This is a genomic window from Blastococcus sp. HT6-4, from assembly GCF_039679125.1.
Lineage (GTDB): Bacteria > Actinomycetota > Actinomycetes > Mycobacteriales > Geodermatophilaceae > Blastococcus > Blastococcus montanus.
Genome location: NZ_CP155551.1, coordinates 3,003,464 through 3,030,326, shown reverse-complemented (window position 1 = coordinate 3,030,326; position 26,863 = coordinate 3,003,464). Strand labels below are relative to the sequence as shown.

The 26,863-nt window shown below is 74.4% G+C and carries 29 protein-coding genes; 15 read left to right on the top strand and 14 right to left on the bottom strand.

Translation table 11 applies throughout. The features are described from left to right. Positions 1-31 precede the first annotated feature (31 nt). On the bottom strand, positions 32-958 hold the full coding sequence (locus ABDB74_RS14435) for a 3-keto-5-aminohexanoate cleavage protein (protein ID WP_346619391.1): 927 nt from the start codon (positions 956-958) through the stop codon (positions 32-34). An 81-nt stretch (positions 959-1,039) separates the two neighbouring features. Between ABDB74_RS14435 and ABDB74_RS14430 the strand changes: the two genes are divergently transcribed. The 4 genes from ABDB74_RS14430 (at position 1,040) to ABDB74_RS14415 (ending at position 4,010) form a co-directional block, all read left to right on the top strand. Continuing rightward, positions 1,040-2,227 carry a glycerate kinase gene (locus ABDB74_RS14430; RefSeq protein WP_346619390.1) on the top strand — a complete coding sequence of 396 codons (1,188 nt, stop codon included), beginning with the start codon at positions 1,040-1,042 and terminating at the stop codon, positions 2,225-2,227. Then, positions 2,224-3,156 carry a cyclase family protein gene (locus ABDB74_RS14425; protein WP_346619389.1) on the top strand — a complete coding sequence of 311 codons (933 nt, stop codon included), beginning with the start codon at positions 2,224-2,226 and terminating at the stop codon, positions 3,154-3,156. Before ABDB74_RS14430 ends, ABDB74_RS14425 begins: the two co-directional genes overlap by 4 nt. A 96-nt stretch (positions 3,157-3,252) precedes the next feature. Then, complete coding sequence (locus tag ABDB74_RS14420; RefSeq protein ID WP_346619388.1) at positions 3,253-3,462, top strand: DUF4177 domain-containing protein; 210 nt, start codon at positions 3,253-3,255, stop codon at positions 3,460-3,462. Continuing rightward, positions 3,459-4,010, top strand: coding sequence for a DUF4334 domain-containing protein (locus ABDB74_RS14415; RefSeq protein WP_346619387.1), 552 nt, complete (start codon positions 3,459-3,461; stop codon positions 4,008-4,010). The genes ABDB74_RS14420 and ABDB74_RS14415 overlap by 4 nt, the downstream gene beginning before the upstream one ends. Here the strand turns inward: ABDB74_RS14415 and ABDB74_RS14410 are convergent. Genes ABDB74_RS14410 through ABDB74_RS14400 form a run of 3 tightly spaced genes read right to left on the bottom strand, consistent with a single transcriptional unit; the run spans position 3,994 to position 5,857 of the window. Then, positions 3,994-4,401 carry an arsenate reductase ArsC gene (locus tag ABDB74_RS14410; RefSeq protein WP_346619385.1) on the bottom strand — a complete coding sequence of 136 codons (408 nt, stop codon included), beginning with the start codon at positions 4,399-4,401 and terminating at the stop codon, positions 3,994-3,996. The two genes, ABDB74_RS14415 and ABDB74_RS14410, sit on opposite strands and share 17 nt — an antisense overlap. After that, positions 4,398-5,522: an ACR3 family arsenite efflux transporter gene (gene arsB / locus ABDB74_RS14405; RefSeq protein WP_346619383.1), complete on the bottom strand. Its 1,125-nt coding sequence runs from the start codon at positions 5,520-5,522 to the stop codon at positions 4,398-4,400. Before arsB ends, ABDB74_RS14410 begins: the two co-directional genes overlap by 4 nt. Continuing rightward, positions 5,519-5,857: a metalloregulator ArsR/SmtB family transcription factor gene (locus ABDB74_RS14400; protein WP_346619381.1), complete on the bottom strand. Its 339-nt coding sequence runs from the start codon at positions 5,855-5,857 to the stop codon at positions 5,519-5,521. Before ABDB74_RS14400 ends, arsB begins: the two co-directional genes overlap by 4 nt. Before the next feature lie 134 nt (positions 5,858-5,991). Between ABDB74_RS14400 and ABDB74_RS14395 the strand changes: the two genes are divergently transcribed. Next, positions 5,992-6,459, top strand: a complete 468-nt coding sequence (locus ABDB74_RS14395; protein ID WP_346619379.1) for an ArsI/CadI family heavy metal resistance metalloenzyme — start codon at positions 5,992-5,994, stop codon at positions 6,457-6,459. A 79-nt stretch (positions 6,460-6,538) separates the two neighbouring features. Next, complete coding sequence (locus ABDB74_RS14390) at positions 6,539-7,462, top strand: hypothetical protein (RefSeq protein ID WP_346619378.1); 924 nt, start codon at positions 6,539-6,541, stop codon at positions 7,460-7,462. A 1-nt stretch (position 7,463) separates the two neighbouring features. On the opposite strand, the gene ABDB74_RS14385 is transcribed toward ABDB74_RS14390, so the two are convergent. Further along, the gene (locus ABDB74_RS14385) at positions 7,464-7,985 is read right to left on the bottom strand and encodes a DinB family protein (protein WP_346619377.1); all 522 of its coding nucleotides are present in this window, start codon (positions 7,983-7,985) and stop codon (positions 7,464-7,466) included. Between the two features lie 92 nt (positions 7,986-8,077). Between ABDB74_RS14385 and ABDB74_RS14380 the strand changes: the two genes are divergently transcribed. Further along, complete coding sequence (locus tag ABDB74_RS14380; protein WP_346619375.1) at positions 8,078-9,067, top strand: YafY family protein; 990 nt, start codon at positions 8,078-8,080, stop codon at positions 9,065-9,067. Here ABDB74_RS14380 and ABDB74_RS14375 read toward each other — a convergent pair. Continuing rightward, positions 9,012-9,926 carry a YhjD/YihY/BrkB family envelope integrity protein gene (locus ABDB74_RS14375; protein ID WP_346619374.1) on the bottom strand — a complete coding sequence of 305 codons (915 nt, stop codon included), beginning with the start codon at positions 9,924-9,926 and terminating at the stop codon, positions 9,012-9,014. The genes ABDB74_RS14380 and ABDB74_RS14375 overlap by 56 nt on opposite strands. Before the next feature lie 10 nt (positions 9,927-9,936). Continuing rightward, positions 9,937-10,569 (bottom strand): CAP domain-containing protein, encoded by a 633-nt coding sequence (locus ABDB74_RS14370; RefSeq protein WP_346619372.1) that lies wholly within the window; start codon positions 10,567-10,569, stop codon positions 9,937-9,939. A gap of 86 nt (positions 10,570-10,655) precedes the next feature. Here ABDB74_RS14370 and ABDB74_RS14365 point away from each other — a divergent pair, with 86 nt between their 5' ends. Then, positions 10,656-11,459 (top strand): SDR family oxidoreductase, encoded by an 804-nt coding sequence (locus tag ABDB74_RS14365; RefSeq protein WP_346619370.1) that lies wholly within the window; start codon positions 10,656-10,658, stop codon positions 11,457-11,459. Between the two features lie 22 nt (positions 11,460-11,481). Here the strand turns inward: ABDB74_RS14365 and ABDB74_RS14360 are convergent, their stop codons facing one another. Further along, positions 11,482-12,408 carry a GGDEF domain-containing protein gene (locus ABDB74_RS14360; protein ID WP_346619369.1) on the bottom strand — a complete coding sequence of 309 codons (927 nt, stop codon included), beginning with the start codon at positions 12,406-12,408 and terminating at the stop codon, positions 11,482-11,484. A gap of 232 nt (positions 12,409-12,640) precedes the next feature. On the opposite strand from ABDB74_RS14360, the gene ABDB74_RS14355 reads away from it, so the two are divergent. Genes ABDB74_RS14355 through ABDB74_RS14345 form a run of 3 tightly spaced genes read left to right on the top strand, consistent with a single transcriptional unit; the run spans position 12,641 to position 15,733 of the window. Beyond that, on the top strand, positions 12,641-13,771 hold the full coding sequence (locus tag ABDB74_RS14355; protein ID WP_346619368.1) for a glutamate--cysteine ligase: 1,131 nt from the start codon (positions 12,641-12,643) through the stop codon (positions 13,769-13,771). After that, positions 13,764-15,059 (top strand): erythromycin esterase family protein, encoded by a 1,296-nt coding sequence (locus tag ABDB74_RS14350; RefSeq protein ID WP_346619366.1) that lies wholly within the window; start codon positions 13,764-13,766, stop codon positions 15,057-15,059. The genes ABDB74_RS14355 and ABDB74_RS14350 overlap by 8 nt, the downstream gene beginning before the upstream one ends. Positions 15,060-15,061: 2 nt before the next feature. Further along, positions 15,062-15,733, top strand: coding sequence for a phospholipase (locus ABDB74_RS14345; protein WP_346619365.1), 672 nt, complete (start codon positions 15,062-15,064; stop codon positions 15,731-15,733). Positions 15,734-15,742: 9 nt separating this feature from the next. Here the strand turns inward: ABDB74_RS14345 and ABDB74_RS14340 are convergent, their stop codons facing one another. Next, positions 15,743-17,065, bottom strand: coding sequence for a DUF2254 domain-containing protein (locus ABDB74_RS14340; protein WP_346619363.1), 1,323 nt, complete (start codon positions 17,063-17,065; stop codon positions 15,743-15,745). Positions 17,066-17,138: 73 nt separating this feature from the next. After that, positions 17,139-18,566 carry an NAD(P)/FAD-dependent oxidoreductase gene (locus ABDB74_RS14335; protein WP_346619362.1) on the bottom strand — a complete coding sequence of 476 codons (1,428 nt, stop codon included), beginning with the start codon at positions 18,564-18,566 and terminating at the stop codon, positions 17,139-17,141. 54 nt (positions 18,567-18,620) lie between these two features. Here ABDB74_RS14335 and ABDB74_RS14330 point away from each other — a divergent pair, with 54 nt between their 5' ends. Next, positions 18,621-19,325 carry an alpha/beta fold hydrolase gene (locus ABDB74_RS14330; protein ID WP_346619361.1) on the top strand — a complete coding sequence of 235 codons (705 nt, stop codon included), beginning with the start codon at positions 18,621-18,623 and terminating at the stop codon, positions 19,323-19,325. Positions 19,326-19,348: 23 nt separating this feature from the next. On the opposite strand, the gene ABDB74_RS14325 is transcribed toward ABDB74_RS14330, so the two are convergent. Then, entirely contained in the window at positions 19,349-20,767 is a 1,419-nt protein-coding gene (locus ABDB74_RS14325; RefSeq protein WP_346619360.1) for an FGGY-family carbohydrate kinase, read from the bottom strand. 259 nt (positions 20,768-21,026) lie between these two features. Between ABDB74_RS14325 and ABDB74_RS14320 the strand changes: the two genes are divergently transcribed. After that, on the top strand, positions 21,027-22,304 hold the full coding sequence (locus tag ABDB74_RS14320) for an ROK family transcriptional regulator (RefSeq protein ID WP_346619359.1): 1,278 nt from the start codon (positions 21,027-21,029) through the stop codon (positions 22,302-22,304). Between the two features lie 91 nt (positions 22,305-22,395). Further along, positions 22,396-23,559, top strand: a complete 1,164-nt coding sequence (xylA, locus tag ABDB74_RS14315; RefSeq protein WP_346619358.1) for a xylose isomerase — start codon at positions 22,396-22,398, stop codon at positions 23,557-23,559. Positions 23,560-23,608: 49 nt separating this feature from the next. On the opposite strand, the gene ABDB74_RS14310 is transcribed toward xylA, so the two are convergent. From ABDB74_RS14310 to ABDB74_RS14300, 3 genes are all read right to left on the bottom strand, one after another. Further along, positions 23,609-24,022 carry a hypothetical protein gene (locus ABDB74_RS14310; protein WP_346619357.1) on the bottom strand — a complete coding sequence of 138 codons (414 nt, stop codon included), beginning with the start codon at positions 24,020-24,022 and terminating at the stop codon, positions 23,609-23,611. Then, positions 24,022-24,522 (bottom strand): cupredoxin domain-containing protein, encoded by a 501-nt coding sequence (locus tag ABDB74_RS14305; protein ID WP_346619355.1) that lies wholly within the window; start codon positions 24,520-24,522, stop codon positions 24,022-24,024. Before ABDB74_RS14305 ends, ABDB74_RS14310 begins: the two co-directional genes overlap by 1 nt. Positions 24,523-24,765: 243 nt before the next feature. Next, entirely contained in the window at positions 24,766-25,269 is a 504-nt protein-coding gene (locus ABDB74_RS14300; RefSeq protein ID WP_346619354.1) for a hypothetical protein, read from the bottom strand. 151 nt (positions 25,270-25,420) lie between these two features. Between ABDB74_RS14300 and ABDB74_RS14295 the strand changes: the two genes are divergently transcribed. Then, complete coding sequence (locus ABDB74_RS14295; protein ID WP_346619352.1) at positions 25,421-26,584, top strand: ROK family protein; 1,164 nt, start codon at positions 25,421-25,423, stop codon at positions 26,582-26,584. Positions 26,585-26,863 lie beyond the last annotated feature (279 nt).

The window sequence follows — 26,863 nt, the reverse complement described above, 5'->3', positions numbered from 1 at the left end:
ACCATCCTGTCCCGCTGTTCTCGGACGACCCTCATCGGGCCGTCGAGTCTCGCAGGTCGAGGCGTCGCCGCGCCTCATTCGGAGAGGCGACGTCGCGATGGAGCAGACGTGCGATGGCGGTGATCCGCTCCACCTGGGCGGCGTTGGACTCGGCCAGCGTGCCGGGACCGTCCCACAGGGAGTCCTCGAGCCCGACCCTGGCGTTCCCGCCGAGGGACAGGGCGATCGTGCCGAGGCGCATCTGCCCGGATCCGGCACCGAGGACCGACCACTCCCATTCGGTCCCGAACAGCCGCTGGGCCGTCCGCCGCATGTGCGCGAGGTCCTCGAAGTCGTTGCCCGTGCCGCCGAGGAGGCCGAAGACAGTCTGGACGAACAGCGGTGGTCGCACCAGCCCGCGATCGAGCATGTTCGCGAGGTTATACAGGTGTGCGGTGTCGTAGCACTCGAACTCGAACCGGGTGCCCTGGTCGCCGCAGAGCTTCAGGATCCGCTCGATGTCGGCGTAGGTGTTCTTGAAGACGACGTCCTTGTTCGCCAGGTGCCGGCGCTCCCACTCGTGCTGGAAGGAGGGGTAACGGTCCAGCATCGGGAAGAGGCCGAAGTTCATCGAGCCCATGTTCAGCGAGGCCAGCTCGGGGGCCAGTTCGACGGCGGGTGCGATGCGCTCGTCGACCGTCATCTGCGGGCTGCCGCCGGTGGTGAGGTTGATGACCACGTCGGAGCGGTCCTTGACGATCGCCAGGACCTCCTTGAACAGTCCCGGGTCCTGCACCGGATGGCCGTCCTGCGGATCGCGCACGTGCAGGTGCACGATCGCCGCGCCGGCCGACGCGGCACCGAGCGCCGCTTCGGCGATCTGCTCCGGCGTCACCGGCAGGGCCGGGGACATGGTCGGCGTGTGGATCGCGCCCGTCGGGGCGCAGGTGATGATCGCCGATGTTGCTTGTGTCGCCATGGGGCCCTCCCCCTAGGATGGTTCTCGATTATCGAGCGTAGCGTCACCCGGCGTCGCTTGGGAACACGGAGGGAGCAGAACGTGTCCGCCACCTGTCCCGTGGTCCCGGACTCCCCGCTGATCGTGGTGGCTCCCGACAAGTTCAAGGGCTCGCTGACCGCCGCCGGCGCCGCTGCTGCCCTCGCTCGGGGTCTCCGCCGGCGACTTCCGGGCGCCCGAGTGGCCGAGCACCCGATCGCCGACGGCGGGGAGGGCTCGGTCGAGATGGTCCTCCCGCACGGGTTCCGGCCGGTGTCCCGAGAGGTGAGCGGCCCCACGGGGCGGCTCGTCACGGCGACGTATGCACTGCGCGGGGGCACCGCTCTCGTCGAGATGGCCGCGGTCGCGGGTCTCGGCCGGCTGCCCGGTGGGGCGCCGGACGACCGCACCGCCCGGACGGCCTCCACCTACGGCGTCGGGGAGCTCGTCCGGGACGCGCTGGACCGGGGAGCCCGCCGCATCGTGCTCGCCGTCGGTGGCAGCGCCACGAGCGACGGCGGAGCGGGCATGGTGGCGGCGCTCGGTGCACGGGCCTGGACGGCGTCCGGGCAGGCGCCGCCCAGGGGTGGGGCCGCCCTGCTGGACGTCGTGCGGCTCGACCTCGACGACCTGGACCGGCGCCTGGTGGACGCGACCGTCGTGGTGGCCTGCGACGTCGACAACCCCCTGCTCGGTCCCTCCGGCGCGGCCGCGGTGTACGGCCCGCAGAAGGGTGCGACCGCGGAGACCGTCGCGCTGCTGGACCGGGCGTTGGCCCGGTGGGCGGACGTGGTGGCCGCCGCCACCGGCCGCGACGTGCGGCACCTTCCGGGGGCGGGCGCCGCCGGCGGCCTCGGTTTCGGGGCCGCGTCGCTGTTGGGCGCCGAGGTGCGATCGGGCATCGACACGCTGCTGGACTTGAGCGGCTTCGCCCGCGCGGTCGCCGGCGCCGACCTGGTGATCGTGGGCGAGGGCTCGCTGGACGAGCAGAGCCTGTACGGCAAGGGGCCGATCGGCGTGGCCGCCGCCGCAGCGAGGGCCGGTGCCCGTGTCGTCGCCGTCGCCGGCCGCAGCACCGTCAGGCTCGACCGGCTGCGCGAGCTCGGCATCGACGACGTCCACACCCTGACCGAGCTCGAACCAGACCCCCAGCGGAGCATGCGGCACGCGGCCGACCTGCTCGAGACCACCGCCGAACGGATCGCAGCCGCCTGGCTGCGCGACCGACCTGAGAGGACCCCGATCCCGTGACGCCCGAGGCCGACCCCACCGCACCCGTCCACCCGACCGCACCCGTCGACCCGGAGCGCGGCCCCGCCGCGCGACAGCGGCCGGAGGACCTGCTCGCGGCGCTGGCCCTGCCGACCCGCGGGACCACCTACTCCCTGGCGCTGCCCCGCTACACCGGTATGCCGCTGTTCGGCTCCCACCCGCCCTTCCAGGTCAGCATGTATCGCACCCCCGTCGGCCTGCGCGGCGACGGCGAGCAGCCGTGGGGGCCGCGGAACGAGGTCAGCCTCGGCTACATGGCCGAGACGGTGAGCGGTACGTCCCACAGTGGCGCGCACGTCGACGCGCTCGCCCACATGACCATCGGTGACGACGATCACTGGTACGGCGGGGGCAACGCGCGGGAGCACCTCGGGGACCGCGGGCCGAAGCTCGGTGACGGCGCCAAGCTGCCACCGTTCATCACCCGTGGCGTGCTCCTCGACGTGCCGGCGTTCCGAGGCATCGAGGCCCTCCCGGCGCACGACCCCGTGGGTGCCGACGAGCTGCGGGCCGTGGCCGAGCACCAGGGCGTGACCGTCCGTGCGGGGGACGTCGTCCTCATCCGGTCCGGCTACCTGAGCCAGTGGCCCGACCCGGAGGGCCTGGCCCGTCACGTCACGGCCGGCCCCGACATCAGCGCTGCGCGCTGGCTGCTGGAGCAAGGGGTGGTCGCGGCGGGCAGCGACACGGAGACCTTCGAGGTCCAGCCTGCCCCCGACCCGGGCACGCCGGCCAATCCGCAGCCGGTGCACACGCTGCTGCTCATCGAGAACGCCATCTACCTCTTCGAGTCCCTCTACCTCGAGGAGATCTCCCGCGAGCGGGTGTACGAGTTCCTCTTCGTCGCCCTGCCGCTGAAGATCGAGGGCACCACCGGGTCGATGCTCGATCCCGTCGCCATCGTCTGAGAGCTCCGGTGCGTGGGTCAGCCGCCGGGGTCGACGGCAGTCCTCGACCTTGGCAGGCTGATCTGCACCACCGGCGACGACGGACGGAGCAGCGGGATGGCAGCGCGTTATGAGTACAAGGTCGAGGAGCTCCGGGAGGGGCTGATCGGCGGCAAGATGTCCGGCGGCAAGCTGGAGAAGGTGCTCAACGACCACGCCCGCAAGGGCTGGCAGCTCAAGGCGATCACCTCCGTCGAGGTCAGGGGCCGCATCGGTCCGGGCGGGGTCGAGGGCGTGCTGGTCACCTTCGAGCGCCCGGTGGCATGAACCCGGGATCGACGAGCAGCGACCAGGTGCTGGCGCGGGCCGCCGGGGGCATCTCCCGCGACGAGGCGCTCGGGCTGTTCGACGATGCCCGGCCGGTGGCCGTCGACGAGATGACCGGCCGCTGGCGGGGGAGCGGGGTGCCCACCGGCTCACCGCTGGACGGGCTGCTGGAGTCCTACGGCTGGTACGGCAAGGAGTTCGTCGACGCCGAGACGGCGCACCCGCTGCTGTTCGGCACCCGGTCGGGCCCGCGCCCGGTCGACCCGGCGCCGATCCCGGTCCGGGTGCTGCGCGACCTCCCCGGCCTCGCGCACTCCCGGGCGGCGCGGGCGGCGTTCCGCGCCGTCCGCCCGCTGCTCACCACGACCAGGCCGAAGGCCCGGCTGCGGGCGGTCGAGCACCGCGGCGTCGTCACGGCCGCGATGGTCTACGACGCGCTGCCGATCATCGACGTCTTCCGGCGGGTGGACGGCCGCACCGTGCTCGGCCTCATGGACCTGCGCGGCCTGCCCGACCCGTTCCTCTTCCTGCTCAGGCGGGAGAGCTGACCCCCAGCTCGTCGAGCAGCCCGCGGATGCGGCGCTCGATCTCGTCGCGGATCGGCCGCACCGACTCGACGCCCTTGCCGGCCGGGTCCTCCAGCTGCCAGTCCAGGTAGCGCTTGCCGGGGAAGATCGGGCAGGCGTCGCCGCACCCCATGGTGATGACCACGTCGGAGGCCTCCACCGCATCGGTCGTGAGCACCTTCGGCCGCTGGTCGGAGATGTCGATGCCGACCTCGGCCATCGCCTCGACGGCGGCCGGGTTCACCTGGTCACCCGGCATCGAGCCGGCCGAGCGGACCTCGACCCCGTCGCCGCCGAGGTGCCGCAGCCAGCCGGCGGCCATCTGGGACCGGCCGGCGTTGTGCACGCAGACGAACAGGACACTGGGGATCATCGGGCGCTCCGGATCGAGGCGGGGACGGTGGGGTCGCCGGGGAACCAGCGGCGGGCGGCCCACAGCGAGACGTAGACCAGCGCCACGAGGACGGGGACCTCGATCAGCGGGCCGACGACGCCGGCGAGGGCCTGCCCGCTGGTGACGCCGAAGGTGCCGATGGCCACGGCGATGGCGAGCTCGAAGTTGTTGCCGGCCGCGGTGAACGCGAGCGTCGCCGTCTTCGCGTAGCCGAGGCCCAGCTGCATGCCGAGCAGGAAGGAGCCGCCAAACATCAGGAAGAAGTAGGCCAGGAGCGGCAGTGCGATGCGGGCGACGTCCCAGGGCTGGGAGGTGATCGCGTCACCCTGCAGGGCGAAGAGCATCACGATGGTGAACAGCAGCCCGTAGAGGGCGACCGGGCCGATGCGCGGGAGGAACCGCTCCTCGTACCAGGCGCGGCCCTTGCGGCGCTCGCCCAGCGTGCGGGTGAGGAAGCCGGCGACGAGCGGGATGCCCAGGAACACCAGGACCGAGACGACGATCGCCCAGACACTGAACTCCGCCGACGTCGTCGACAGGCCGAGCCATCCGGGCAGCACCTGCAGGTAGAACCAGCCCAGCGCGGCGAAGGCGATGATCTGGAAGACCGAGTTGATCGCGACCAGGACGGCGGCGGCCTCGCGGTCGCCGCAGGACAGGTCGTTCCAGATCAGGACCATCGCGATGCAGCGGGCCAGGCCGACGATGATCAGGCCGGTGCGGTACTCGGGCAGGTCGGGCAGCAGCAGCCAGGCCAGCGCGAACATCAGCGCCGGGCCGAGCACCCAGTTGAGCACCAGGCTGGCGGCCAGGAGCTTCCGGTCGCCGGTGACCCGGTCGATCTCGGAGTACCGGACCTTGGCCAGGACCGGGTACATCATCAGCAGCAGCCCGATCGCGATCGGCAGGCTGACGTCGCCGACCCGCACCGCGTCCAGCGCGTCGTCCAGGCCGGGGACGAGCCGGCCCAGCCCCAGGCCGAGGGCCATCGCCGCGACGATCCAGACCGGCAGGAACCGGTCGAGGGTGGAGAGCTTCTGCAGGACCGGGGCATCGGCCGGGACGTCGGGCCGGGCGGTCTCGCGGATCGCGTCGCTCACGCCGGGACCGCCTGGGTGAAGAGCGTGGCGACGGCGGCGAGCGCGGCCGGGCGGACGGCGTAGTAGACCCACACCCCCCGCTTCTCGCGGTCGAGCAACCCAGCCGAGTGCAGCACCTTCAGGTGGTGGCTGATCGTGGCCTGGGTGAGGTCGAAGGCGTCGTTCAGGTCGCAGACGCAGGCCTCCCCGCCCTGGCTCGACGCGATCAGGCTGATCAGCCGCAGCCGGACGGGATCGGCCAGCGCCTTGAGCAGGGGCGCGATCTGCTCGGCCTGCTCGGTGCTCATCGCCGTGCCGGACAGCGGCGTGCAGCACGCCAGGCCGGGGTCGCTCATGCGGTCTCTCCTCGCCGTAGGACTTCGGCGTCGATCATAACGACGAGCATCGTATTGACAAGCATCGATGTCAGGTGTTCATTCTGCTTTGCACATCGATGACCGTCGATGTCTCGATCTCTCAGGAGGCCCTCGTGTCCCGTGTCCAGCTCGCCCTCCGCGTCGCCGACCTCGACGCCGCCGTCGACTTCTACTCCCGGCTGTTCGACGCCACCCCGGGCAAGCGCCGGCCGGGCTACGCCAACTTCGCCATCGCCGAGCCCCCGCTGAAGCTGGTCCTGCTCGAGGGCTCGGCCGGCGAGCCGACCCGGATGGACCACCTCGGCGTGGAGGTGTCGTGCACCGACGAGGTCACCGCGGCCACCGGCCGGCTGGCCGACGCCGGCCTGGCGACCCGGCCGGAGGAGGACACCACCTGCTGCTACGCCGTCCAGGACAAGGTCTGGGTGACCGGACCCGGCGGCGAGCCGTGGGAGGTCTACACCGTCAAGGCCGACGCCCGTCCCGACCTCGAGGGGCAGACCGACGCCGAGCTCTCCGCCGTCGCCGGTGACCGCAGTTGCTGCCGCACCGAGGAGCAGCCGGCCGCCGCCTGCTGCTGACCAGCGGAACGCCGAGTGCTACGAACTCGTGGTGATCAGGGGCTGATGACCACGAGTCCGTAGCACTCGAGGAGGTGTGGTGGAACTCGACGAGGTGGCCGACGAACTCTACGAGGTCGCGCCGGAGGAGTTCGTCGCCGTCCGCACCGCCCGGCAGAACGAGGCGAAGGCGGACGGCGACAAGGCGCTGGCCAAGGCGATCGGCGCGCTGCCCAAGCCGTCGACCCCCGCCTGGGTGTGCAACCTGCTGGTCCACGGCCACCGCGAGGAGATCGAGGGCCTGGTCGAGCTCGGCGGCCTGCTCCGCGACGCCCAGCAGAACCTCGCCGGCGACGAGCTCAAGGCGCTCAACCGGCAGCGCGCCCAGCTGCTCACCGCGCTCACCCGCCAGGCGTCGGCCCTGGCCCGCGAACGCGGGCACGCGGTCAGCTCGACGATCGCCGCGCAGGTGGAGGAGACCCTCCGCGCGGCGATGACCGACCCAGGGGCGGGGGAGGCGCTGCTCACCGGCCGGCTCACGTCTGCGATGTCCTACAGCGGCATGGGCACCCCGGCCCGGGCGGACCTCCGCCTGGTGCGCCCTCCGGCAGCCGAGCCGGCGCCGGCCCGCCCCGCCCGCCCCCGCGGCGAGTCGGCCGCCGAGCGCCGGCGGCGGGAGGAGGAGCGACGACGGCGGGAGGCCGAGGAGCGCCGGCTCCGGGAGCTCGCCGAGGCCCGCAGCGCTGCCGAGGAGGCGGCGGCGGTCGCGGAGGAGGCGGCCGCCGCGGCCGAGCAGGCGCGCGGTACGGCCGACCGGCTCGACGCCCGCCGCGCCGAGCTCCAGGCCCGGGTCGACGAGCTGGCGGCGGAGCTCGCCCGGGTGGAGGAGGAGGCGGGCGGGGTCGCCGACGACCTGTCGCGCGCGCAGCGCCGGCGCCGGACGGCCGAGCGCGAGGCGGCCGATGCGGCTGCCGCCCGCGACGCGGCCGTGGCGCGCGTCGATGCGCTCGCGGCCGGCGGGTGACTCAGCCCATCGTCTTCTGCCCGTCCAGGGACTCCCGCAGGATGTCCGCGTGCCCGGCGTGCTGGGCGGTCTCGGCCACGATGTGCAGGAACACCCGCCGGGCGGACCGGACCGCGCCCGGCTCGAACCACGGCGCCGCGGGCAGCGGGTGGGCGGCGTCGAGGTCGGGCAGCGTCCGCACCAGCTCGTCGGTCCGCCGCGCGACCTCCTCGTAGCGCGCCAGCACGCCCGCGAGCGTCTCGTCCGGGCCCATGCGGAACCCCTCGCCCCACGCCTCGGCCTGCGCCGCGTCGTCCGGCCCCGCCATCGCCTGCGGGCCGCCCACGACGAAGTGGGCCCACGCCTCCTCGGTACCGGCGACGTGCTTGATCAGCCCGCCGAGGGTCAGCTCGCTCGCGGTCGTCCGCTGCCGCGCCTGCTCGTCGGTGAGGCCCTGGACGGTGTGCCGCAGGAAGCTCCGGTGGACCGCCAGGGTCTCCAGCAGGTCGGCGCGCTCCGCGGTGAGGGTGGTCGTGTCGGTCATCGTGCTGCCTTCCGTCGTGCCGATCCGGTCGGTACCGACGCTAGGCACCATCGGTGCCAGGTTCTGGCCGCGATAGGGAAGGATTTGTCCGCGTGGCCGACACCGGGAGCCGGACGCTGCGCCTGCTCTCGCTGATGCAGAGCCGCCGGCACTGGTCGGGGGCCGAGCTGGCGGCCCGCCTCGGGGTGTCGGTCCGCACGCTGCGCCGCGACGTCGAACGGCTGCGGGAGATCGGTTACCCCGTCGAGGCGCAGCCGGGCGTCGACGGCGGCTACCGCCTCGCCCGGGGGGCCGTGCTCCCCCCGCTCGTGCTCGACGACGACGAGGCGGTCGCCCTCACCGTCGGCCTGCAGTCGGCCGCCCAGTCGGCGGTCGCCGGCATGGGCGAGGCGTCGCTGCGCGCCCTCACCAAGGTCGTGCAGGTGCTCCCGGCGAGGCTGCGGCGCCGGGCGGATGCGCTCCGGGCCGTGACCACCACGGCGGCCTGGGCCACGGGCCCGACGGTCGATCCCGGCGTGCTGACCACCGTTGCCCACGCCTGCCGCGACACCGAGCGGCTCACCTTCGGATACACCGACAGCGCGGGCGTGCACAGCGACCGCCTGGTCGAGCCCGTCGCCCTGGTGGCGCTGGGCCGTCGCTGGTACCTGGTCGCCTACGACACCGCGCGGGGGGCCTGGCGCAGCTTCCGCCTCGATCGGCTGGCCGATCCGACGACGACCGGAGTGCGCTTCGCCCCCCGGCAGCTACCGGCCGAGGACGCCGAGGCCTTCGTGCGGGCGGGCATGGGTCCCCGGGGCCGCTGGTACGCCGTCGAGGTCCGGATCGCCGCCCCGGCCGGGCCGGTGCGGGAGCGGATCGGGGCGTGGGCCACCGTGGAGGACGACGGGGAGCATGCCTGCCGGATCCGGATGGCGGCCGACGACCTGAGCTGGCCCGCCCTGGCGATCGGCGTCGTCGGCGCGGAGTGCACCGTCGTCTCCCGACCGGAGCTGCGCGACCTGCTGGGGGAGTGGGGGCGGCGGTTCAGCCGGGCTGCGGAGGACGCCGCCCCGACCGCCGGTATGCCCGCCGCGACATGACCCGGTAGCCGGTGAGCAGCGCGGCGTTGCCCAGCAGCAGCCAGAGGCCGAGCAGCACGGCGGTGGCCAGCGCGGTGGCGCCGTAGCGCTCGGTGAAATCGGCGAACTCGAGGTAGACGAGGTACCCGGCCGTCGTGAGCGCGACCAGCCCGGTCGCGGTCGCCGCGCCCACCGCGACGTCGGTCCAGCGGGTGTCCCGCAACTGGTACAGCTCGTAGATCAGCGCGATGGCCAGGCCGAGCACCAGGAACGTGCCCAGGCCCAGGGCCAGTCGTAGCCAGATCCCGCCTCCGAGCAGCCGCGGCACGAAGTACACGGCGGCCAGTCCGGAGAAGATGGCGAAGGGGAGCGCCGCCACGATCGCCAGCGCCAGCAGCCGCCCCCGCCACCCGCGGATGCGCCGCTCGGACTGCGGCGCGATCGCGCTGAACCCGCGGGCGAGCGCGGCCCCGTAGGTGGTGGCGGGCCAGATCGCCGCCACCGCCGCGACGGGCCCGGTCCGGGCGGCGACGTCGATGAGGGCATTCAGGATGTCGGCGACGGGCAGGCTCTCCGGGGCCTGGCTGCCCACCTCGGCGCCGAGGTCGGCGAGGCTCGCCCGATCCACGAACAATCCGGCGATCCAGAAGCCGAGCAGCACCATCGGCGGCAGCGACACCATCGCGTAGAACGCCAGGCTGGAACTGGTCGTCACGAACTCCGGGCTGCGCAGCCAACCGACGAACCGGCGCACCGGGCGGGGTACCCGGTCGTACCGCTGCGCCAGCCGGCGCCTGAGGTACCGGACCCGCTCCTGCGCGGCCGCGAGGCGCCGGGCGAGGGCCGGCGCATCCTCGCGGTCGTTCCCCGACGTGGTCACGGGCGGCCCGTCATTCGCAGGAGGGACCGTCCTCCTCCGGGCGGGCGATCGGCTCGGCCGGCGGTGGCTCCTCGCTCAGCGGCGGTCGGTCGGCATCCACCGTCCGCCCGAACTCCTGCACCGCCCACACCGATCCGTCCGGCGCGCAGTGCACCCCGACCCCGAGGCGGTTCCAGCCAGGGTTGAGCACGTTCACCCGGTGGCCGTCCGAGCGCATCCACCCCACGTGCGCGACACCGATGGGTACCGGGCCGGAGGAGGTGAAGATGTTCTCGCCCAGGCCCGCGAAGCCCTCGAGCTCGTCCCGGCCGAGCACCTCGCGGACGTCCTGGTGCTCCAGCTGCTCGTTCTCGGCCATGGCGGTGCTCCACTCTCGGGCCACCTCGGCCAGCTGGTCGTTCCACTCCACGGGCTCGATGCCGCGCTCGCGCCGCTCGTCGTTGACCCGGTCGAAGATCGCGCGGGCCATCCGTTCCTCGGCACCCGCGTCCGGGGCGTCACCGGGCGGGGACTGGGGCGCGGGGCCGGTCGCCGAGCCGACCGGCCCGCCCGAGGTGTCCATGACCACGCAGCCGGTCGTGGTGAGGAAGAGGGCGGAGAGCATGCCGACGAGTGCGCGGGACGTCTTCCTGGAGCCGGTCATGATCGTCCGGGTACCCAGGTTCCGGCCGGGCAGACGAGCTTTCGCGTGGCGCTGCGCACGCCGGCCCACCGACCTAGCGTGGGGCCATGGCCGGCCCTCCACGCGTCGCGATCGTCACCGGCTCCGAGTCCGGCATCGGGCGGGCCGTCGCCGTGGCCCTCGCCGAGCAGGGCTGTGACGTGGGGATCACCTGGTACCGCGACGCCCACGCCGGGGAGGCCACCGCCGAGCAGGTGCGCGCCCTGGGCCGTCGCGCCGAGGTCCGCCACCTCGACCTGACCCGGCTGCCCGGCGCCGCCGACGTGGTCGACGAGCTGGCCGAGTCGCTCGGTCGCGTCGACGTGCTGGTCAACGACGCGGGCACCGGGCACATGACCCCGCTGCTGGAACTGGACTACGACACCTGGCGCGAGGTGCTGGCCACCGACCTCGACGGGGCGTTCCTGTGCCTCCAGCGCGCCGCCCGGCGCATGGTCGCCGCCGGGACCGGCGGGCGGATCGTGAACATCACCAGCGTGCACGAGCACGCTCCGCGGGTGGGCGCGGCCGGCTACTGCGCAGCCAAGGGTGGCCTCGGGCTCCTCACCCAGGTCGCCGCCCTGGAGCTGGCCGAGCACGGGATCACCGTCAACGCGGTCGCGCCGGGCGAGATCGCCACCCCCATGACCGGGCAGGAGGACGAGGACCCGACGGCGCCGAGGCACGACCGGCCCGGCGTCCCGCTGCGCCGGCCGGGCGACGCCCGCGAGGTCGCGGCCGTCGTCGCCTTCCTGGCCTCGCCGGCCGCCGGCTACGTCACCGGTGCGTCCTGGGCCGTCGACGGCGGGATGCTGCGGATGGGGCCCATGGCCGGCTCCCACCTCGACAGCGACGACTGGCGGCGCGGCTGAACGGTCGCGGTGGAACCGGCGCTCAGGAGATGCGGCCGCGCTTCCTCCGGTACAGCTGCGCGTCGGCGCGGGCCAGCACCGTGTCGAGCGTGTCGCCGGGACGGGCCGTGGCCAGCCCGACGGTCCAGGTGAACGGGTGCGTGGCGTCGAGCTGGTCCATCACCTGACGTGCGCCGTCGTCGTCGGTCGCCGGCAGCAGCAGGACGAACTCGTCGCCGCCGTAGCGGCCGAGCAGGTCGGCCTTCCGCAGCCGGCGGCTCCAGGTCGCCGTGAGTTCGCGGAGGAGGTCGTCGCCGGCGCTGTGGCCGTCGCGGTCGTTGACCTCCTTGAAGTCGTCGAGGTCGAGGATCGCGAAGCTCAGCGGCTCGCCGCTGCGGGCGGCGCGGGCCAGGTGCCGGGCGGCCTGCTCCTCCCACGCCCTCCGGTTGGCGATGCCGGTGAGCGGATCGGTGCCGGCCGCCGTCCGCAGCCGTCGCGCCAGCCGGCCCTGCGCCTCGGTCAGCGCGGCGACCGACACCGCGAGGGCGATCCAGGGTGCCAGGAAGCCCGACGGTGCGGCGGCCCAGGCGCCGAGGCCCGCGCACAGCACCGCGAAGGCGGCGTGCAGCCGGGCTGCGGGAAGGGAGAAGAAGTGCGCGGCGTACAGCCCGACGGAGATCTGCACCGGGCCCAGCCCGATCACGCCCACGGCCGTGGCCGAGCGCCAGGCGAGCACGCCGACGAGGACCGAGACGAGCGCGAGCGCGACGTGCAGCACCCAGGGGCGCAGTCGGGCTGCGCCCCACCACAGCCCCGCGCCGGCGCCGAGTCCGACGGCACCGAGCGCCCACAGCAGACGGACCGGGGTCTCCGGGTGCATGGGCAGGGCAGCGCCGATCCAGCACAGCACCCCGCAGATGGCGTAGAGCGCCGCCAGGAGCGACGTGGGCGTCCGCTGCCCCGAGTACACCGTGGCCCACCTCCTGTCGCCGCCCATCCTGCTCGTCGCACACCTCGGCCGGGACACCGGGGACCCGTGCGGCCCGGTCGGGGTGGGTCGCGCATGGGGCCCCCGGCCCGGGTGCGGGCGTGGTGTCCCGGCCGTACCGTGCCCGGTGCGGCTGGATCGCAGCCGACCTCCGGTGCCCGGGGCCTCGCGCAGCGCCGCACGTCTCGGCGCCGCGTCCTGGACAGGAGCGCGCGTGCAGTCCACCACCGGTCGTCCCCCGGCCGCCGCGGGTGCCACCGTCGGCGTGGAGGAGGAGTTCCACCTCGTCGACCCGGAGACCTTCGAGCTCACCCCCAGCCCGGGCCTCGCCGACGCCGTGCTCCGGCACGAGTTCGGTGAACGGGTCCACCCCGAGATCAGCACGACCCAGCTGGAGACGGCCACCGGCATCTGCCGCACGCTGGGCGAGCTGCGGGCGGAGCTGGCGGCCACCCGGGCCCAGGCGCACGCCGCCGCCGCCGGCGCGGGCGTCGCCCTCCTCGCGGCGTCGACCCACCCCTCGGCCGGGTGGCGGCAGCAGGTGCTCACCCCGGCGCCGCGGTACGAGGCGATGGTGCAGCGGTGGGCCGGCCTGGCGGCCCGGCAGGACATCACCGGCTGCCACGTGCACGTCGGCGTCCCGGATCTCGACACCGCCGTCGCCGTGCTCGACCGCGCCCGCCCCTACCTGCCGCTGCTCCTCGCGATGACCGGAAGCTCGCCGTTCCACGACCGCGCCGACACCGGCTACGAGAGCTACCGGACGCTGTGGTGGGGGCGCTGGCCGAACACGGGGGCGCCCGAACCGCTCGGCTCGGCGGCCCGGTTCCGGGAGCTCGTCGACGGCCTGGTCGCCTGCGGCGTCGTCGCCGACGCCTCCCACCTGTACTGGGACCTGCGGCCCTCGTCGCACCTGCCGACCGTGGAGTTCCGGCTGGCCGACGTCTGCACCGACCTCGACGACGCCGTCCTGCACGCCGCGCTGGTCCGCTCGCTGGTGCGGGTGCTCGCCGCCCGCGCCGGGCGCGACGAGCCGGTCCCGGTCGTCCGCCCCGAGCTGCTGCGGGCGGCCCGGTGGCGGGCCGCCCGCGACGGCCTCACCGGGCAGCTGGTCGACCCCGTGGCCGGAGCGGTCGTCGACGCGCGCACCGCCGTCGACGGCCTGCTCGACGAGCTCGCGGACGACCTCGCCGACCGGGACGAGGAGGACGAGGTGCGGAGTCTTGTGCACCGGCTGCTCGGCCGGGGTACCTCGGCCGTGCGCCAGCGTGCCGTCTGGCGGCGGACCGGTGATCTGCGGCAGGTGACCGCCGCGATCGTGAGAGAGGGGAGCCCCGATGCCTGACCCGATGCACGACCAGATCCAGGCCCTGGCGACACCGCTGCGCACCCCGGAGGACCTCGACCCGCTGCTGGACCGGATCGGCGACGCCCGGATCGTGGCGATCGGGGAGGCCAGCCACGGAACGCACGAGTACTACGCCTGGCGGGCGGCCCTCACCCGGCGGCTGATCGAGGAGAAGGGGTTCGGGTTCGTCGCGGTCGAGGGCGACTGGCCCGACTGCTACCGGGTCGGCCGCAGCGTGCAGCTGCGGCCCGGCGCCGCCGAGGACCCGCGCGACGCACTCGACGCCTTCACCCGCTGGCCGACCTGGATGTGGGCCAACGACGAGGTCGTCGAGTTCTGCCGCTGGCTGCGGGACCACAACACCGCCCGCCCGGAGGACGACCGGGTCGGCTTCTACGGCATCGACGTCTACAGCCTGTGGGACTCGATGCACGCACTGGTGGACTGGCTGGCCGAGCACGAGCCCGGGCACGTCGAGCAGGCCAAGCAGGCGCTGGCCTGCTTCGAGCCGTTCGGTGAGGACGGCGCGGAGTACGCCTTCGCCAGCCGCTTCGCCCCGGACTCCTGCGAGCAGGAAGCCGTGGACCTGCTGCGCTCGCTGTGCGAGCGGCGCGGGGACGGGGAGTCGGACCTCGACGCGGAGGGGCGCTTCGCCGCCGAGCAGAACGCCGCGGTGGTCGTCGACGCCGAGCGCTACTACCGCGCCATGGTGCGGGGCTCCGCCGAGTCGTGGAACGTCCGCGACGAGCACATGGTCGACACCCTCGACCGGTTGCTCGACCATGCCGGACCCAAGGCGGTCGTGTGGGAGCACAACACCCACATCGGCGATGCCCGCGCCACCGACATGGCCGCCCACGGCATGACCAACGTCGGTCAGCTGCTGCGCGAGCGCCACGGCACCGACCACGTCGTCCTCGTCGGCTTCGGGGGATACCGCGGCGGCGTGGTCGCCGGCCGCGAGTGGGGCGCGCAGATGGAGCGCATGGCCGTGCCCCCGGCCCGGCCGGGCAGCCTCGAGGCCCGGCTGCACGAGGCACTGGGCGAGGACGCGCTCCTCGTCTTCCCCCGCGTCCGGCAGCCGGGGTGGCTGCGGACCCGGCTGGACCACCGGGCGATCGGCGTGGTCTACCGGCCGTCGCGGGAGAAGTGGGGCAACTACGTGCCGACCGTGCTGGGGGAGCGCTACGACGCGTTCCTGTACCTGGACGACACCAGGCCGTTGCAGCCGCTGCACCTCGAACGTGCCGACGAGCACGTGCCCGTCGCCGCATACGGGGAGTGACCGTGCCGGCGCACGCCGACGGCCGCCTCGACAGCCGGCCGGTGCAGGCGGCCCCGGGGGAGCCGTGGCCGGCGGGGATCCACGAACTCGATCTGGGCGGGGGAGCGGAGGTCCTGCTCGCCGTCCCCCCGGGCGAGCCCGTGCCGCGGCCCCTGCTGGTCTTCTTCCACGGTGCGGGCGGGAACCCGGCACAGAGCCTGGCGGCGCTGGGGCGCACGGTCGTCGACCGGGGGGTGCTGGTGCTGGCTCCGCAGTCCGGCTCGGCGACCTGGGACCTGCTCGCCGGGCGGCTCGGCCGGGACGTCGCCGTCCTCGACGCCGCCCTCGCGCAGGTCGCCGAGCGGGCACCGGTCGGCCGCTGTGCCGTCGGCGGGTTCTCCGACGGCGCCTCCTACGCCCTGTCGCTCGGCCCGGCCAACGGCGACCTGTTCGACGCCGTGCTCGCCTTCTCCCCGGGCTTCGCCGACCCGCCGGCGCGGGTGGGGCAGCCGCGGATCTGGATCACCCACGGGATCGGTGACCGGGTGCTGCCGGTCGAGCGGTGCGGTCGACGGCTGGCGGCAGCCTTCGCGAGCTCCCGCTACGACGTCACCTACGACGAGTTCGACGGCGGCCACGTCGTGCGCCCCGAGGGTGTGGTGACGGCCCTGGAGTGGTGGCTGGGCCGAGAGTGATCGGGCCCCTCACATGGAGCGGGTCTCGCCGGCGCGGTCGGCGAACGCGTCGACGAGCCGACCCTCGAGAGCCGCGGTGACCTGGTCGCGATGGAGCCGGACGGTCACGGTGTCCGTCGGGCTCCACTCCGGGGAGTGCTCCCCGGCGACCAGCTCGGCGGCCCGGGCGACCTCGGCCCGCTGCTCGTCGTCCCGGCAGGCGACCCCCACGTCCCGGAGCATCCGGAGCAGCGCGGTGACCAGCGTGGGTTCGCTCCCGCCGAAGCGGGCGACCTGCCCGCAGGACAGGTCGAGGTAGTACCGCATGTCCCGATCGGGGACGATCGCCCGCCCGACGCCGTCCTCGTCGTCGTGCAGGGTGGGTCCGAGGTGCCGGCTGGTGAGCCGGACGAGCAGATCGCCCATGTGGCCGATGGCCGTCGCGGCGGTGACCGGGTCGTTGATGCTCGGGGACATGGCCTTCACCGCGATGTCCTCGAGCTGTCGGAACCCGAAGCCTGCGTCCTGGTCGATCGTGCGCTCGTTGTTCAGCACCACCGCTGTCCGGACGGCGTCGTCGATCTCCTCGCCCGCCGACCAGACGGTGGCGACCGGGGTTCCCACGGTCACCAGGTCACCGGGGCGGACCTCGACGCGGACGACGGCGTCGTGGCTGCGGGCGGCGTCCACGAGGGTGTCGGTGTCGACCACCTCGACGAACCCGCTGCGGGATGCCGTCACCAGCCGCCCGGCGACCGTGTCCAGGTCCAGCTCGTCGGGGGACCGCTGCCCGTGGCCGGTGTGCGGACCGTAGAACGTCTCGATGGCCCGCCGGGCGTCGTCGTGGACCCGGGTCATCATGGTGTCGACCCGCAGCATGCGCACCATGTGGCTGATGAAGGACAGCAGCGCGCCGACGGAGGTGACGCCGAGCAGCGCGGCGACCAGGCACACCAGCGTGGGCACCGGCTGAGAGCTGTTCACCCCGCGCAGACCGGAGATGGCGAAGACGAAGGTCGCGGTCAGGACGGACAGGACCTGCTTGGTGACCCCGTCGCGGACGAAGTCGCGCAGCAGCCGGGGCGAGAACTGCTGGGAGGCCAGTTGCAGCGCCACGATGGTGATGCTGAACGTCAGGGTCGTGATGGTGACCGCGGCCGTGGCCACCAGTTGCAGGAGCGTGGCGGCAGCGCTGGTGTCGGCCGGCCACAGGGCCGCGAGGAATCCGCCGCGGGGTTCCACCATGCCGAGGGCCCAGCCCGCCGCGGCCGCGACCGCGGCGGCCACCGCCGGCCACAGCCAGAGGGGCGCCTGCGAGCGCGCTGCACTTTCCTGACCCCGTCGCCCTGCCACAGGAGCCGCCTACCCGTCCCTGGGCGGATAGGCACCGGCCGGGCGGAATTTCACCCGGCCGGGCGCGGGTCGATCAGGCGGAGTCCCGCTGGGTGATGTCCTCGTTCTCGGGGTCGGTGTTCTTCGGCCCGCCGGTCTTGGAGACCTCCCAGTTCGGGCCGAGCTGCTCGAGGGCCAGCCGGCCGTAGACCTGCTGCTGGGTGGCCACCCGCTCCGACCGGCCACGGCCGAGGAAGCTGACCATCCAGTGCAGCACCGTGGTGACGCGGCTCTTGAAGCCCACGATGTACATGAGGTGCACGACCAGCCACAGCACCCAGGCGATGAACCCGCTGAACTTGAACTTCCCGATGTCGGCGACGGCCGAGAAGCGAGAGATGGTCGCCATCGAGCCCTTGTCGTGGTACTCGAACGGCTCCTGCACCGGCTTGCCGGCGGCCCGCCGCTCGATCGCCTTCGCGGCGTAGCGCCCGCCCTGGATGGCCACCTGGGCGACGCCGGGGAGCTTGCCCAGCGCCATCATGTCGCCGACCACGTGGATCTCGGGGTGCCCGGGAAGGGTCAGGTCGGGCTCGACCGAGATGCGCCCGGCGCGGTCGACCTCGGCGCCGGTCTGCTCGCCCAGGATCCGGCCCAGCTCGCTGGCCTGCACGCCGGCGGCCCAGATCTTCGTGGCGGCCTGGATCCGGCGGACCTGGCCGTCGGTGTCCTTCACCTCGAGGCCGTCGGCGTCGACGCCGGTGACCATGGCGCCCAGCTGCACCTCGACGCCGATGTCGTTGAGCTGCCGCCGGGCCCGCTCGCCGAGCTTCTTGCCGAACGAGGGCAGCACCGCGGGAGCCGCGTCCAGCAGGATCACGCGCGCGCCGGTCGGGTTGATGTTGCGGAAGTCGCGGCGCAGCGTGCGGCGGGCCAGCTCGGCGATCTGGCCGGCCATCTCCACGCCGGTCGGGCCCGCCCCGACGACGACGAAGGTGAGCAGCCGGTCGACCTCGGCAGGGTCCGTGGCGATCTCGGCCAGCTCGAAGGCGCCGAAGATCCGGCCGCGCAGCTCGAGGGCGTCGTCGATGCTCTTCATGCCGGGTGCGAACTCGGCGAACTGGTCGTTGCCGAAGTACGACTGGCCGGCGCCCGCCGCCACGATCAGCTCGTCGTACGGGTGCACCGTCTTCCGGCCGAGGATCTCGGAGCTGACCGTGCGGGCGGCCACGTCGATCTCGGTGACCTCGCCGAGGATCACCCGGGCGTTCTTCTGTCGGCGCAGGATCTCGCGGGTGGCCGGGGCGATCTCGCCCTCGGACAGGATGCCGGTGGCCACCTGGTAGAGCAGCGGCTGGAACAGGTGCTGGCCCGTCTTGGCGATCAGGGTGATGTCCACCGGCGCCTTGCCCAGCGCACGCGCGGCGAACAGGCCGCCGAAGCCGGAGCCGACGATGACGACGCGCGGCCGCCCGCTGGAAGGGTCTGTCTGGGCGGGCGCCTGCGCTGGTGATGTCGTCATGATGTTTCCATCCTCCCACTTCGGCCCGTGCCGCTCCGGGGTGCCCCCTGTGAGATGCAGGACACGCTGCGTGCCTGCTCCCGGCTGCGTTCGCGGAGCCGCGGCCGGGCCGGTAGACCCGTCGGGGTGTCGCCTTCGGTCTCGGTCGTTCTCGTTCCCGGTCTGGGGCTGGATGAACGTTCGTCGCGCAGGTTGCGCGAGGAACTTCCGGGCGCGGTGGTCGTGCTGCCCGGGATGGGGCAGGCGGCGGCGGTCCCGTCGGTCGACGAGCTCGCCGGGCGGCTGCGGGCCGCCCTGCCCGAGGGCCCGGTGGTGCTGGTCGGGCACTCGCAGAGCTGCCAGGTGGTGACCGCGGCCGCCGCGGACCCGCGGGTGGCCGGCCTGGTGCTGTGCGGGCCGACGACCGACCCCCGCATGCGCCGGTTCCGGGTGCTGGCCTGGCGGTGGCTCCGGACGGCGCTCGCCGAGCCCTGGTGGCAGGTGCCGCTGATCGTGCGGCAGTGGCTGCACACCGGGCCACGGGCCATGGCCGCGCTCTGGCGGACCGCCTCGCCGGACCGGATCGACCGCCGGCTGGCCGGCGTGCCGGCGCCCGTGGTCGTGCTCCGCGGCACCCGCGACGCCCTGTGCCCGGCGGACTGGGCGGAGCGGGTCGTGGCGGCCGCGCCGCAGGGCCGGCTGGTGACGCTAGCCGGTGCGGCGCACATGACCGTGCAGACGCACCCCGCCGCGGTCGCCGCCGTGGTCCGCTCGCTCTGAGCAGGGAGGCGCAGGCGGTCCCGCTACTGGCCGTCGGTGCGGCCGCGCACCTCCGCGTAGCGCTCCCGCACGGAGAGGGCCGGAGATCCGTCGAACTCCGCCAGGCCCGGCTGCGGCCACTCCGGCGGGGCGCCGGCGCCGGAGAGCACCCAGGCCGCCTGCCGGGCCGCGCCGTCGGCCACGTACTCGCCCGGCGGCGGCACGAGGACGGGGCGGCCGAAGATGCCCGGAGCCAGCTGCTGCACGGCAGGGGAGCGGGCGGCACCGCCCACCAGCAGCACCCGCTCGACGGTCACGCCCTGGGCGACGACGGCCTCGATCCCGTCGGCGAGCCCGCAGAGCAGGCCCTCCACGGCGGCGCGCGCCCAGTGCGCGGGCGTCGAGGTGCGCAGCGTCAGCCCGTGCACCGAGCCGGTGGCGTCGGGCAGGTTCGGCGTCCGCTCACCCTCCAGGTAGGGCACGAGGACCAGCCCGTCCGCGCCCGAGGGCGCCGACAGGGCGAGCTCCGACAGCGTCGCGTGGTCCACGCCCAGCAGTGCGGCGGCGGCGTCGAGCACCCGGGCGGCGTTCAGCGTGGCGACCAGCGGGAGGTGGTTGCCGGTGGCGTCGGCGAAGCCGGCGACGGTGCCGCTGACGTCGGCGACGGCCGTGGGCGTCACCGCGGAGACGACCCCGGACGTGCCGATGGAGACGACGACGTCGCCCGGCCGGGCGGCCAGGCCGAGGGCCGCCGCGGCGTTGTCGCCGGTCCCCGGGCCCAGGGCGGCGCCGGACCCGGCGAGCGCGCCGACCCGCTCGGCGGGGCCGGCCACGCGCGGAACGGCGGGCCGGCGGCCGCGCATGGCTCGTTCGAGCAGGTCGAGCCGGTACTCGCCGGTACGCGCCGACCAGTAGGCGGTGCCGCTGGCGTCGCCGCGGTCGGTCACGAGCGTGCCGAGGTCGCGATCGGCGGAGATCCGCCAGGTCAGCCAGTCGTGCGGCAGGCAGACGGCGGCGGTGCGGTCGGCGTTGCGCGGCTCGGCGTCGGCCAGCCAGCGCAGCTTCGTCGCGGTGAAGGACGCGACCGGCACCAGGCCCACCGCCTCGGCCCATGCCCGGCGGCCGGCCGCCGCGTCGCCGTCGCCGAGCTCACCGATCAGATCCTCGGCCGCCGGGGCCGACCGGACGTCGTTCCACAGCAGCGCGTCGCGGACGACCTCGCCGCGGTCGTCGAGGCAGACCATCCCGTGCTGCTGGCCCCCGACGGCCAGTGCCGCCACGTCGTCGAGCCCTCCTGCCTCGGCGGCTGCCGCGCGGAACGCCTCCTCCCAAGCCTGCGGGGCCACCTCGGTCCCCGGCGGGTGCGGTGCCCGGCCGGACCGGACCAGCTCACCAGTGTCGGCGTCCCGGACCACGACCTTGCACGCCTGCGTCGAGGTGTCGACGCCCGCGACGAGCGTCATCGGACCGGCCCCCGGCGCGTGCCGGTGCCGGTGCCGGCGGGGGTGGCGGCGAGGATGCGCGGACGGGGCCGCGGCGACAGGGACCTCATGGGAACGGCACCTTAGGCGGCCCCGGGGGCGCACGCCGGGCGAGGGGCCGTGCGGGGCGGCCGGTGACGCGCTCACGACGCCGCGACGTGCCGGCTTGACCTGTGCGACTCCCACCCCTAATTTGTTTGTGCAACCGACGAATACCGAGGACGTGTCCGGGGAGGTGGGGATGGGCGAGCAGCCGCCGGTGTACGACGGATCCTCGGATCGCCGCGCCCCGGCCGACCAGGCCACGGTGCGCCGGACCAATCTCGGCCTCGTGCTGCGCCATCTCCGCGACCACGGACCCCGCTCCCGAGCGCGGATCGCCCAGGAGACCGGCCTCAACAAGGCGACCGTCTCCAGCCTCGTGGCCGAGCTCTCCGAGCGGCGCCTGGTCAGCACCGGGGACGTCGACCGGGCCGGTTCGGTCGGGCGGCCCGGGCTGACCGTGCACCTCGACGGGGCCTGCGTCTGCGGCATCGGTGTCGAGCTGAACGTCGACTACGCCGCCGCGCTCGTGCTCGACCTGCGCGGGGAGGTGCTCTTCGAGCAGCGGCTCGGCCTCGACATCCCCGCCCTGGGCGCCGAGCGGACCCTCGACGCCGTCGCCGGGCTCGTGCGCGACGCCGTCGCCGCGTCCGCGGCCCGGGGGGCGCGCGTGATCGGGCTGACCGTGGCGGTCGCCGGCCTGGTCCGCAGCGTCGACGGCGTCGTCACGCTGGCTCCCAACATCGGCTGGCGCGATGTCGCGGTCCTCGACGGGCTGCACGCCCGGCTCGACGCCGACTTCCCGATCCGGGTCGAGAACGATGCCAACCTCTCCGCGATCGCCGAGTGGGCCATGGGTGCCGAGGCGCGCACCCCCGACCTGGTCTACCTCACCGGTGAGGTCGGCGTCGGCGGTGGCGTGATCGTCGCCGGCCGGCTGCTCCGGGGGGCCGGTGGGCTCTCCGGCGAGGTGGGCCACACCTCGCTGGGCGACCCCGACCTCGTGTGCGGCTGCGGGCGGCGCGGCTGCTGGGAGACCCTCGTCGGCCTGGCCGCGCTGCTGCGCGCCGCCGCGGACCCCGGCGACCCGGTGCACGACCCGGCGCGCGACCTGGAGGACCGCCTGGCCGAGGTGGCCCGCCGAGCCGAGGCCGGCGACGAGCGGACCCTCGCCGCGCTGCGGCAGGTCGGCACCGGGCTCGGGACGGGCGCCGCCGTGCTCATCAACCTGTTCAACCCGCGGGTGGTCCTCCTGGGCGGCTATTTCGCCGTGCTGGGCCGGTTCCTCATGGAGCCGCTGCTCGCCGAGCTCGAGGCCCGGGTCCTGGGGCCCGACGTCGCCGGGGCCCGCGTCGCGCTCTCCACGCTCGGCTTCACCGCCGCCGTCCGCGGCGGCGCCCACGAGGCGCTCGAGTCGGTCTTCGACGACCCGACCCTGGTGCCCGTCCCGGAGCTCACGCCCGCGGGCGCCCGGTGACCGGCCTGCCGGTCGCCGGCCGGGCCCGCACCTCCCGCACCACCGCCGTACGCACTGCCCGCCATCGATCCACCCGGACGGAGATCCCCTCATGACCGATCGCTTCACCCCCACCAGGGACGACAAGTTCAGCTTCGGGCTCTGGACCGTGGGCTGGCAGGGCGTCGACGTCTTCGGCGGCCCCGTCCGGCCGGTGCTGGACCCGGTGGAGGCCGTGCACCGGCTCGCCGAGCTCGGCGCCGCGGCCGTGACCTTCCACGACGACGACCTGGTGCCCGACGAGGCCACCCGCGAGTCCACCCTCGAGCGGTTCAAGAAGGCGCTCGCCGAGACCGGCATGGGCGTCGAGATGGCGACCACCAACCTCTTCGGCGCCCCGGTGTTCAAGGACGGCGGCTTCACCGCCAACGACCGCGCCGTCCGCCGGTACGCGATCGCCAAGGTGCTGCGCAACATCGACCTGGCCGCCGAGCTGGGCGCGAAGACCTACGTGCTGTGGGGCGGCCGCGAGGGTGCGGAGTCCGGCGGCACCAAGGACGTCGCGGCCGCGCTCGACCGGTACAAGGAGGGCCTGGACCTGCTCTGCTCCTACGTGCGGGAGAAGGGCTACGACATCCGGTTCGCCCTCGAGCCCAAGCCGAACGAGCCGCGCGGCGACATCCTGCTGCCGACCATCGGGCACGCCATCGCCTTCATCAACGAGCTCGAGGAGCCCGACCGCGTCGGCCTCAACCCCGAGGTCGGGCACGAGGAGATGGCCGGGCTGAACTTCGCCATGGGCATCGGCCAGGCGCTGTGGCACGACAAGCTCTTCCACGTCGACCTCAACGGCCAGCACGGCCCGCGCTTCGACCAGGACCTGCGCTTCGGCGCCGGCAACCTGCGCGGGGCGTTCTGGACCGTCGACACGCTGCTCGGGTCGGGGTCGGGGAAGGCCTACGACGGCTACCTGCACTTCGACTACAAGCCGCCGCGGACCGAGGACATGGACGGCGTGTGGGAGACCGCGCGCGCCTGCATGCGGAACTACCTGATCCTCCGGGAGAAGGTGCAGGCGTTCCGGGCCGACCCCGAGGTCGCCGAGGCGCTGGAGGCCGCCCGGGTCGGCGAGCTGGCCGTGCCGACGCTGGCCGAGGGCGAGAGCCTCGACGCCCTTCGCGGTGAGGCGCACGACCCGGTGGCCCTCGGGGCGCGCGGGCTGCAGTTCGAGCGGCTCGACCAGCTGGCCATGGAGCACCTGCTCGGCGTCCGCTGAGCCGCCGGGCGGGGTGGGAGGGCCGGTTCCACAGGCCCTCCCACCCCGCTCAGACCGACCGGCGGCGCGCGACGACGGCCAGCACGACGAGGACGACGACCGCACCGGCCTCGATCCAGAACGTCTCCCACCACAGCGGCGCCGCCGTCGTCTCGACGAAGCCGAACAGCCCCACCGTGGTGGCGAGCAGCAGCGCCGCCAGGGTGCCGGCCGCGACCAGTGCCCCGAGGGCTGCGGCCCAGGTGAGCAGCCGCCGGGGCGCCGCCAGCAGGAGGACCGCCAGGCCGAGCCCGGCGATGCCGTTGAGCAGGAACGCCGGACCGATGACGTCGATGGTCCGGTAGCCGTCGCCCCACAGGTCCAGGTGCAGCCAGCCCATCGCCGCGAGCAGCACCGCACCGGTGACCCGCAGCCCCCAGGTGAGGGCGGGCCGGGACCGTGCCGGCGTCGTCACCTCGGTCATCAGGTCACCTCGATGGTGATCTCCATGCCCAGGGAGCGGTGGGTGCCGACGCTGCAGTAGAAGACGTACTCACCGGGCTCGAGATCGACCGTCAGGGTGGCGGAGTCGCCCGGGCTCAGGATCTCGGTGGCGGCGACGTCCTCGCCGTCGCGCTCGACGACCAGGTCGTGGCTGGCGCTGCCGGCGTTCACGACCTCGATCTCGTAGCTGCCGGCGGGCACGCTCCGCTCGTCGACGGAGATGCTGAACTCCTCCTCCGTCGCGGAGATCGTGCGGACGGCCCGTTCGGAGTCGGTCGGCGCGGCGGAGGGCGAGCCCGTCGACGGCGCCCTGGTGGCCGGAGCCTCGGTGGTCGGTTCCTCGGTCGCCGTGGGGGCGGCCCCGTTCGTGCCGGGGTCCGTGCCGCCCCCGCACGCCGAGACGGCGGCGAGGGTGCCGGCGAAGAGCAGGGCGGCGGCGGCCCGGCGACTGGCGCCCGGTGTGCGGAGCAGGCGGGACATGGGCTCTCCTCGGATCGGCGGAGCCGTCCGCTCGGTTGCACACGGCGCCCGCTCGCACGGGGAGCCGGCCGTGCGCCGCCACCCCGGTACGTCAGACGTTCGTCCCCGTGCGGCCTTCCGGATGGGTCCCGCCCCCACCGGTCCGCCGTGCGCACCACGGCACGACCGTGTCGAGCGCCTCGGCATCCACCGGGAGAGGAGTTCCTTCTCGTGGGCGCCGGGCGAGGGCGGGCCCCGTCCCGGTCAGCCGTCGAGGCGCTTGCGCGCCTTCGCCGCCCGCTTGTTCGCCTTGTCCAGGGTCTTCGCCGCCTTGCGCACCCGGCGCGGCTCACGGTCGACCGTGCCGCGCACGAGCAGACCGATGCCGATGCCGAGCAGCCAGCTGTCCTTCGCGATGGACAGCCCCTGCTCGGTGGGCGCGAGGCTGCCTTCCTTCCGCATGCCCGGCGTCTTCAGGTAGAGGCCCAGCAGCCCGCCGGAGAACGCGGTCAGCGCGGCGCCGGCCACGGCGGTCGGGACGAACGGCGTCAGCAGCGCGGCGCCGATGACGATCTCCGACGTGGACAGCGCCTTGGCGAACTGCTGCGGCTGCATCTTGCCGAGGAAGGGATAGGTGCCGGCGGCGAAGCCGTGCATGCCGGCCGCCGCCTCCTCGTCGGCCGCGCGCTTGCCGAGGCCGCTGTTGAGGATGAATGCGCCGGCGGAGATCCGGGGCGCGATCTCGGACAGGGTGATGGGCAGGCCCATGGGAGCACCTCTCTGGTCGTCGGGGCTGGTGCAGTGCTCAACCAGCGTGTTCCGCAGCAGTGCCCCGTGCGCGGGCGGCCAACCGCATGAGCAAGGCGGTACCTGGTCGCCGGCACCCGGGGCGGCGTCCCACCCGTGTCACTATGACGGCGTGCCGTCCACCTCAGCCTCGGCCGGCGTGCTGCTGCGCCACGTGCGGACCGGCCGTGCGCGCAGCCGCGCCGACCTCGTGGCGCTGACCGGGGCGTCGCGCAACACGATCAGCGCGCGGGTCGACCAGCTGATCGCCGCGAACCTCCTGGAGGAGGGGGGCCGCGGCTGGAGCACCGGCGGTCGCCCGCCGACGCTGCTGCAGTTCAACAGCCGGGCCGGGTGCGTGCTCGCCGTCGACCTCGGGGTCACCAGCGTCGACGTCGCGGTCACCGACCTCTCGGCGCAGATCCTGGGCACCGTCGGCCACCCGATCGACATCGCCGACGGCCCCGGCCAGGTGCTGGCCGAGGTCGACCGGCTGGCCCAGCAGGTGCTGGCCGAGGTCGGGCTCACCCCGGCCGACGTGTGCGCCGTGGGCGTCGGCGTGCCGGGGCCGGTGGAGTTCTCGACCGGCCGCCCGTCCCACCCGCCGATCATGCCGGGCTGGCACGACTACCCGGTTCCCAGTGCGTTCGGTCGCTACGACTGCCCCGTGTACGTCGACAACGACGTGAACGTGATGGCGCTGGGGGAGATGGGCGTCGCCGGCTCGGTGCAGGACGTGCTCGTGGTGAAGGTCGGCACGGGCATCGGCTGCGGGGTCATCGTCGACGGCCGGGTCTACCGCGGGGCGCAGGGCAGCGCCGGCGACATCGGGCACATCCACGTCGCCCAGCCCGACGGGCGGACCGTGGTGTGCCGGTGCGGGCAGGAGAACTGCCTGGAGGCGGTCGCGGGCGGGGGGGCCCTGCTCCGCGACGCCGTCGCCGCGGGGCTGCCGGTCGACACCGTCCGCGAGGTGGTGCGGCTGGCCGCGGAGGGCAACGGCGTCGCGCTGGAGCTGGTGCGCGCGGCGGGCCGGACCATCGGCACGGTGCTCGCGGCGCTGGTCAACTTCTTCAACCCGCACCGCATCGTCATGACCGGTGGCGTCGCGCAGGCCGGCGTCCCGCTGCTCGCGGGGATCCGCGAGGCCGTCTACCGGCGCTCCATGCCGCTGGCCGCCCGGACGCTGGAGATCACGGTCAGCGAGGCCCCCGATCTCTCCGGCCGGGTCGGCGCCGCCCTCATGGCCATCGAGGAGTTCCTGGACGAGGACTCGGTCCAGGCCCTCGCGAGATGACTCTGCGGTCCTCCGGACCGCACCGCGACCAGGAGCCGTTCCCCGCTCGCGAGGAGCGGGTCGGTCGCCCCTGCGCGGACCCTTCCGGGTGCGCGTCACCCGACGAGCTGCACGACCGCTTCCACCGCGACGTCGGGCCCGGCCCGAGCGGTGTGACCCACCCGTTCCGGCGCACCTGACGGCGTCCCGCGCGGGATGCGCGCGACCGGGCCGACGACGGCCCGCTGCGACCCCTGCTCCGGGGACGTGGATGTCTGGCGGCACGGCCAGGGCCCCGTT

Coding starts and splice junctions, on each gene's coding strand:
- ABDB74_RS14435 (WP_346619391.1), bottom strand. CDS start 958: ATGGCGACACAAGCAACATCGGCGATCATCACCTGCGCCCCGACGGGC.
- ABDB74_RS14420 (WP_346619388.1), top strand. CDS start 3,253: ATGGCAGCGCGTTATGAGTACAAGGTCGAGGAGCTCCGGGAGGGGCTG.
- ABDB74_RS14415 (WP_346619387.1), top strand. CDS start 3,459: ATGAACCCGGGATCGACGAGCAGCGACCAGGTGCTGGCGCGGGCCGCC.
- ABDB74_RS14410 (WP_346619385.1), bottom strand. CDS start 4,401: ATGATCCCCAGTGTCCTGTTCGTCTGCGTGCACAACGCCGGCCGGTCC.
- ABDB74_RS14400 (WP_346619381.1), bottom strand. CDS start 5,857: ATGAGCGACCCCGGCCTGGCGTGCTGCACGCCGCTGTCCGGCACGGCG.
- ABDB74_RS14385 (WP_346619377.1), bottom strand. CDS start 7,985: ATGACCGACACGACCACCCTCACCGCGGAGCGCGCCGACCTGCTGGAG.
- ABDB74_RS14370 (WP_346619372.1), bottom strand. CDS start 10,569: ATGACCGGCTCCAGGAAGACGTCCCGCGCACTCGTCGGCATGCTCTCC.
- ABDB74_RS14365 (WP_346619370.1), top strand. CDS start 10,656: ATGGCCGGCCCTCCACGCGTCGCGATCGTCACCGGCTCCGAGTCCGGC.
- ABDB74_RS14350 (WP_346619366.1), top strand. CDS start 13,764: ATGCCTGACCCGATGCACGACCAGATCCAGGCCCTGGCGACACCGCTG.
- ABDB74_RS14335 (WP_346619362.1), bottom strand. CDS start 18,566: ATGACGACATCACCAGCGCAGGCGCCCGCCCAGACAGACCCTTCCAGC.
- ABDB74_RS14330 (WP_346619361.1), top strand. CDS start 18,621: ATGCAGGACACGCTGCGTGCCTGCTCCCGGCTGCGTTCGCGGAGCCGC.
- ABDB74_RS14325 (WP_346619360.1), bottom strand. CDS start 20,767: ATGACGCTCGTCGCGGGCGTCGACACCTCGACGCAGGCGTGCAAGGTC.
- ABDB74_RS14320 (WP_346619359.1), top strand. CDS start 21,027: ATGGGCGAGCAGCCGCCGGTGTACGACGGATCCTCGGATCGCCGCGCC.
- xylA (WP_346619358.1), top strand. CDS start 22,396: ATGACCGATCGCTTCACCCCCACCAGGGACGACAAGTTCAGCTTCGGG.
- ABDB74_RS14310 (WP_346619357.1), bottom strand. CDS start 24,022: ATGACCGAGGTGACGACGCCGGCACGGTCCCGGCCCGCCCTCACCTGG.
- ABDB74_RS14305 (WP_346619355.1), bottom strand. CDS start 24,522: ATGTCCCGCCTGCTCCGCACACCGGGCGCCAGTCGCCGGGCCGCCGCC.
- ABDB74_RS14300 (WP_346619354.1), bottom strand. CDS start 25,269: ATGGGCCTGCCCATCACCCTGTCCGAGATCGCGCCCCGGATCTCCGCC.